This is a genomic window from Roseateles albus, assembly GCF_028595345.1.
GTDB lineage: Bacteria > Pseudomonadota > Gammaproteobacteria > Burkholderiales > Burkholderiaceae_C > Paucibacter_A > Paucibacter_A albus.
On record NZ_JAQQXT010000033.1, the window covers coordinates 1 to 6,036 of the forward strand.

5 protein-coding genes are annotated in these 6,036 nt (G+C 55.1%); 1 reads left to right on the forward strand and 4 read right to left on the reverse strand.

The annotated features are described in order from the left end of the window. On the forward strand, nt 1-296 hold a 296-nt coding region (locus tag PRZ03_RS23695; protein ID WP_273602564.1), incomplete at its 5' end, for a hypothetical protein. A 736-nt stretch (nt 297-1,032) separates the two neighbouring features. On the opposite strand, the gene PRZ03_RS23700 is transcribed toward PRZ03_RS23695, so the two are convergent. The 4 genes from PRZ03_RS23700 to PRZ03_RS23715 all read right to left on the reverse strand — a co-directional run bounded on the left by PRZ03_RS23700 (nt 1,033) and on the right by PRZ03_RS23715 (nt 5,335). Then, nucleotides 1,033-2,244 carry a hypothetical protein gene (locus PRZ03_RS23700; RefSeq protein WP_273602565.1) on the reverse strand — a complete coding sequence of 404 codons (1,212 nt, stop codon included), beginning with the start codon at nt 2,242-2,244 and terminating at the stop codon, nt 1,033-1,035. Nucleotides 2,245-2,609: 365 nt separating this feature from the next. After that, nucleotides 2,610-3,362, reverse strand: coding sequence for a GGDEF domain-containing protein (locus tag PRZ03_RS23705; protein ID WP_273602566.1), 753 nt, complete (start codon nt 3,360-3,362; stop codon nt 2,610-2,612). Between the two features lie 292 nt (nt 3,363-3,654). Further along, entirely contained in the window at nt 3,655-4,977 is a 1,323-nt protein-coding gene (locus PRZ03_RS23710; protein ID WP_273602567.1) for a M56 family metallopeptidase, read from the reverse strand. After that, nucleotides 4,970-5,335 (reverse strand): BlaI/MecI/CopY family transcriptional regulator, encoded by a 366-nt coding sequence (locus PRZ03_RS23715; RefSeq protein WP_273602568.1) that lies wholly within the window; start codon nt 5,333-5,335, stop codon nt 4,970-4,972. Before PRZ03_RS23715 ends, PRZ03_RS23710 begins: the two co-directional genes overlap by 8 nt. Nucleotides 5,336-6,036 lie beyond the last annotated feature (701 nt).

Here is a 6,036-nt window from a genome sequence, read left to right on the forward strand (position 1 = left end):
GCTGCTGGGCGGCCCGATGGCACACCAGAAGGCTTGGCGACATCAATTCGCACCATAACGGCAAGCCTCACCAGGAACTGCTTCAGTTGCTTGCTTCGGCAAAACGAATTTTGCAGGTCCGACCAATTGCGGCCTCCTCTGCCATAGCGACTCAGAGGCGGCGCAGGCATTCTGTGAATGGTTGCGGCGCCATTGTGGAACGCTGGCGGAGCGCATGGGCGCCGCGGCCTGATGGGCTGAGCCGCAAGCTGGCCGGTCCGGCCGGCGAGGGTGCTTTGATCAGCGCGGCTCAGTGAGCTTGAAAGCGCCCGGGACACATGCAGCAGGGCCATGAACTGCAGCAGGCCGTTGTAATAGCGCCCTTTGCCGGTCGGCGGCTCCATCGCCCAAAGATCGTTTACAAAGCGCTCGACCAGCGGCCGCTTGACAAGCTTCATTGACTTTGATGTCGGCACTTTGGTTGCCCACAATGGTTACCGAGCCGCAGCCCTCACTCAGAGTCCGAATGACAGGTGCTGGCCGGGAGCGTTAGGCTGCAACATCGTCAGTAAGCCGCCGTTGACCAAAATGGTCGGCGAACCGAACGTCAGCTATGCGGCGGTTGCTCGAACTGCCGGCTTGGCTCAGGCCGGGACATTCCTGGGCCACCGACAGCGCGGCAATTCCGTGCCCATACCTGCCGCTGGGGATTGCTACCTGGTATTCCAATTGCATGGACGTCCGCCCAGGCTGTAAGGTCTCTCCTGATTCTCACTTCCGGGCATCGTACAAGCTTGGCAATTTCACCAAAGGGTGCGGTCTTGCCCGCATATTTGAGATCCCGACAAGTGACACGACAGATGCTTGCGCCGCAGTCTTTGCGCGCAGCCTTGAGCGATACGGCGATGATAGGTCAATGCCGTAATGCAAGACTTGACCCCAGCCCGAAGATTAAATATTGGAGCAAAGGAAATATTATCCGAAACTGAAGGACGGGATTCTGAGTATAAAAAACTCAGCAAAACAGAATGAAAACAAGAGATCTCAATGAACTCATTTCACACGCTCTTTGGATGGAGTTGATACTGGTTCTTTGGACTTTGTTTTTTTAACCTCTTTCTCCACTTGCGCCATAGTTTTGCATTTTTTAGGATCATAACTCGGTACTACAACTGGTTCAGTTTCCTCTTCAATCACATCCTTGGACACCATGATTGAATTCATAAAGCGTTCTCTAGTTGCTTCCTTGATATTTTTTGTTTTGTTTCCATCTGGCGAAAAATTCTCTTTTTCCCTCGACATTAAAAATGAGTCTGGAGAATGTTGGTACCACTCAGTCAAGCTTACTCTTCCATCTTTGTTCTTATCGAACGCACAAGGATTCGAACTCAAATCCCTGGCTTTGCTTAGGGTATAGATTCCACCGTCTCTAGAATCAGACGAAAGCTCCAGTGTTCCAGATGATGCTCCGATAACAATTTTTTTTCCCTTGAACCCTGATAGCACGCCTGACATGCAAGCATCGACGTGCATCAGCACTTCGTTGTCTTTGAAGAGGTCCTCCAAGTCAGAGCTCAAGAGGGCAAAGTCCTCAAAGCAGCCATTTACATTCTTATAGAATCGGGAATATAGATAATCTTTTGAGGGAAATCCAAGCCCTACCTCGCCGCTGGCGGAGATTCTACATTTATCAGTGACTTTCAAATTCTCAACAAAAGCATTTACACAGGCCTCTGAATTGCGAGGCTTCGCCTTACAAAGCTGGGTCTGCCCGTCAAATGAGGTAACACCTTCTGCGTAGCACGCCTTGTAGCTGCTCTTGACCGGCTCCTCAAGGAAAGGATTTGGTCTATTGCTAACACATTCTGCGAACCTTCGATCAAGAAAAACAAATTCTGAATTTTCGGAAGCAATTTCTTTTGGACTCTTTAATACGACACCAGAATGTCGAGGTGCAGCCACCCCATGACCGCTGTAATTGAAAAGCACTCGATCGCCGGGCGAAATTCTCTTTTTCAAGAAATTCAGGAACTCCTTTTTGTTTGGATATTCACGAAAGTCTTTTTCGGTGATGTTTATCACATCAGAAATATTCGCACTTTTTTGAATCTTTTGAAATTGGATCATGTCCTTCGGGACGCCAAGTAAGTGATCCAGATTTCCTTCCGGAGGTGCTCCTGGAGAATCAAAATCAAAACCGATATTGATTGCAATCGTTTTACCAAAAACTCCGGATGGGACCGATATCAAAAGAGCAGCTAACATTGGGAGGGATTTAGATGTTAGGCTCATAGCCACAAGTTTAGCTTCAGGTGAAATTACCCACAAGTCCAGAAGAGTGGCAATAGGGTCAGGTCTTGCAATCAAGCAAAAGAGACGAGGATCAGGTCTTGATTTTGAAGGGCCTCAACCGACTTTTCGACGTCACAGTTGCCCGCCGGGTAACGACCGGTATGGGCACCGTACCGCCGCCACCACTGCGCGTCCGAATGACAAGAACTGGCCGAGAGCGTGAGGCCGCCTCATCTGCCAGTAAGCCGTCGTTGACCAAAACGGCCGGCCAACCGAACGTCAGCTATGCGGTGCTTGTTCGAACTGTGGGCCTGGCGCAGGCCGGGAGGTTTCGTCGGTCAGGCCACATGGACCTGGTTTCGCTGAGATTCAATCTTTGCTTGCATGGCCTTCTTCGCTGCGCGGTTCATCAGTTGGTCCAGCGTTGCCGTTTCCCCAAGATGGGAGTCAGCCACACCAACAGTGATTGTGATGACGGGCGCTGTAGGCGAACCATCGTGTCGGATGGCCGCCGCCTCGACTGCCGCCCGCATTCGTTCGGCGACTTGTCGCGCTTCGGGCCCGTTTGCCCCTGGCAGCACCGTAACAAGCTCCTCGCCACCTTTTCGGAAGACGTGATCACCTTGTCGAGCCGTGGCTCGAATAATCTTCGCCACTTTGCGCAAGGCGTGGTCTCCCTCGTCGTCACCATGACGCTTGTTGTAGATGCCGAAGTGGTCGATATCAAGGAAGACTACTGCACACTGCTCCGCGCCAGCCGCTTGCCCGCCACACGTCATTTGCAGAACTTGATCCAGCGCTCTACGACTGCGAAGGCCAGTGAGGGCATCCAGCTGAACCTGCATCTGTAGCTCCCTGTTTCGCTCCTGAAGCTTCGCGACGGTCTCGGCCAACTTGAGGTTTGGTGAATCGCCGCCTTGCTTTGCCCCCGCGATATCCGAAGTCTGCCTGTGGCCTCCGCTCATGGCCACATTCATATCAATTTCTGCCGAAGACATGCCCATGTCGAGTGCAACCGACAAAGGCAGTTGCTCCCCAGGCGTCAAAGCATCATCCCGTCGCGCGCGAGTCTTGTCGTTCAGCCGATGCATGGAGCGTTGGATGAGCCAAGCCGTCAAGCGACCTTCCAGCGCAGTGATGCACCTATGAATCCGCTCGGGCAGCCATTGCTGAACAAGTGAAGACGCTGGAAACCGTCGCCAGTTGCGTCTTGCTCGATTGAGTTGAATAGTTACATGCGCCCACTCGGTCCCGCGCCATCTCTGTTCGGCACCGGCCGTCCTGACTGCGCTGGCCGCTTTCAGCGTACCCCCCTCAGCACCTTCTGACATTTCTATTCCCTCCCATTTCTAGATGCGTGACGACCTCCCCAGAGCCTGCAGATCAGATGCCCTGCTTCGGGTCATTGAGGATCTGGAACCGCACTCGTAGGCGAACCAAGTCGCCGGACTGGGTTTTGAGCTCGATTCCTTTCCACAGCTCTGCCGGGATGTCCACGTAACGCACCTCGGGCACGGTGCCTCTGGTGGCAGAGGCACTCAGTATTTCGTTCAACTGAACCATGGCTACAGGTGCTTGGTCGTCTGTCTGAACCAACCTGAGGTGCACGCTGAAGACTTCGCGGCCTAGGAGTGTTTCGGTATGGGACATTTGTTGTTGGGAGTTGCGATCACGCCCAACGGCCAAATAGGCAACGCTAGAGCCCCACTGGTCGCCATTAATCTGAGACTGAGTCTCGACACGAGCTTGGGCATGGCCTTCTTGAGGGATGGGTCGTTCGCCCTCCCAGATTTGCCAGATCCCACCGCCGTGAACGGTGTAAGCCAGCGCACTGAGCACGGTAAGCGCCACCAACACGGCGCCAACACTGAGCCATGTGCGCTCAGTAAACCCAGCTTGTACCCATCGCAAACGTTCAATCAGCGGATGTGCGGATCGCCAGCCCTTCGACAGGGCCGACGATGGACTGAGCTCAAAGGCTTTGAGCAACGCATCCCGGTAAGCAGCACGCGCAGCCTCATCACGCCGATCCAATGCGGCCGCATCACAAGCAAGTTCCTGGTCTCGCTGAAAGGCGCGCAAGGCCCACCATGCCAAGGGGTTGAACCAATTGACGACCCAGAACACCGTGGCGATCAGGTTCCACAGATTGTCGTGCCGCTTTGCATGGACTTCCTCGTGTGCCAGTACGCCGGCGCGCTCAGCTTCATTGAAGCGCTGCTCGAAGTCGCTGGGCAAGGCCAAGCGCGGCCGCAGCAGGCCGACCACACTGGGGCTGCTGCCCGGAGGTAGTGACCAGCGCCCCCATTGCCCTTCCCAAATCAGCTGACGACTCCAGCGGCGGTGTTGCAATACCACTGCAGCCCCCAGGACGCCAACTCCAGCAAACCAGACCAAGACGGGCCAGGAGACACTTGCGAATTTGGTCTCCTTCGAGGCGCTGCCTTGGGCTTGTGCTGGCCATAGCAATTGATACACGTTTCGATGCGTCACGGACACTACCCTCGTAGCCTCGGGGGAAACGAGAGGCAGTGGAATCGGCAGCGCTGGGAGCATGGTTGCCAGGGTGAAGACGGGAACCAGAAGCCAAGAGAGGTACTGCGCTCGCGGCCCAAGACCGCGAAGCATCACCGGGCGAAGGATCAGCATCAGCGCCAAGGCAAGGCCCATTGAGACCAGCAAGCCAGCGACGGTCCACTTAGTCATCGCGTTTTTCGCCGATCAGCCTACTCAGCGCCTTGCGGTCTTCAGCGGTCAATGGCTGCTGCTGCGCGAAATGACTCACCAATGCGGAAAGACGCCCGCCAAAGAGGCGGTCCAAGAGGTGGCTGCTTTGCTGGCTTACCCAGTCCTCGCGTGACCAAATCGGCTTGTAGACATTGCGTCGCCCCTCCTTGACCGCCTCGATAGCCCCTTTGGTGAGCAGTCGGTTAACCAATGTGCGCAAGGTCGGGTATTGCCAACCCTGTGCCTCCCCGATCAGTGAAAAGAGTTCTTCAGACGAAGCGGGGGATCGCTCCCACAGCGCTTCCATGATCGGTAGTTCAGCGTCACTTATTCGCATGGCACATGTTTATGGTTGTAAACGGAGTGAAGTTTACAACCATAAACAGAATGCGCGCAACTGGGTGTATTGCTACTTCAAGCACTGCCAGTGATCCGGGAGCGCTAATCCCAGCACTGGGCAAGAGGTTGAAGGCATTGCCGAGTCGCATTCGATCTGGGCTCTAGCGGCTAAGGAATTGCCGCCGGGCTTTAGTCACAGAGATCCACGAGCCGCTTTGCGGAAGTCAGATCCACCGGCACTATGTCAACAACGGGTCGGGAGCGTGACGCCGCAACATCACCAGTAAGCCGCCGTTGACCAAAACGGTCGGCGACCCGAACGTCAGCTATGCGGCGCTTGTTCGAACTGTCGGCCTGGCGCAGGCTGCCACATTTAGGGTGCCCTGACTTCGTGGCTACTCCGTGCCCAAAGCCGAAATTGGTCGGGTGGCAGCAGGGGCTGAGAGCGGTCCTTCAGCTCGACACGACGGATGGCAGCTCACTCCACCCAATGCGGATTTCAGCGATCCCGGACAGTCATTTCAGAGTGATGGCGGACAGCGTTTCAAACTGATCGCGGACAGTTTGGGCGCGCGTAAGTGCCTGGGTTGATGGTAGCTCAGGTGTCCGCGATCAGCCTGAATTGGGCTGGCCCAGACGGCCTTGCGTTGTTCGATTTGGTGCTCATGCCAGGTCCTGTTTCTTGCGCAGCGACTCGCC

Bases quoted from the DNA above. Each gene is read 5' to 3' on its own strand.
- PRZ03_RS23700 (WP_273602565.1), bottom strand. From the start codon at position 2,244: ATGTTAGCTGCTCTTTTGATATCGGTCCCATCCGGAGTTTTTGGTAAA.
- PRZ03_RS23705 (WP_273602566.1), bottom strand. From the start codon at position 3,362: ATGCATCGGCTGAACGACAAGACTCGCGCGCGACGGGATGATGCTTTG.
- PRZ03_RS23710 (WP_273602567.1), bottom strand. From the start codon at position 4,977: ATGACTAAGTGGACCGTCGCTGGCTTGCTGGTCTCAATGGGCCTTGCC.
- PRZ03_RS23715 (WP_273602568.1), bottom strand. From the start codon at position 5,335: ATGCGAATAAGTGACGCTGAACTACCGATCATGGAAGCGCTGTGGGAG.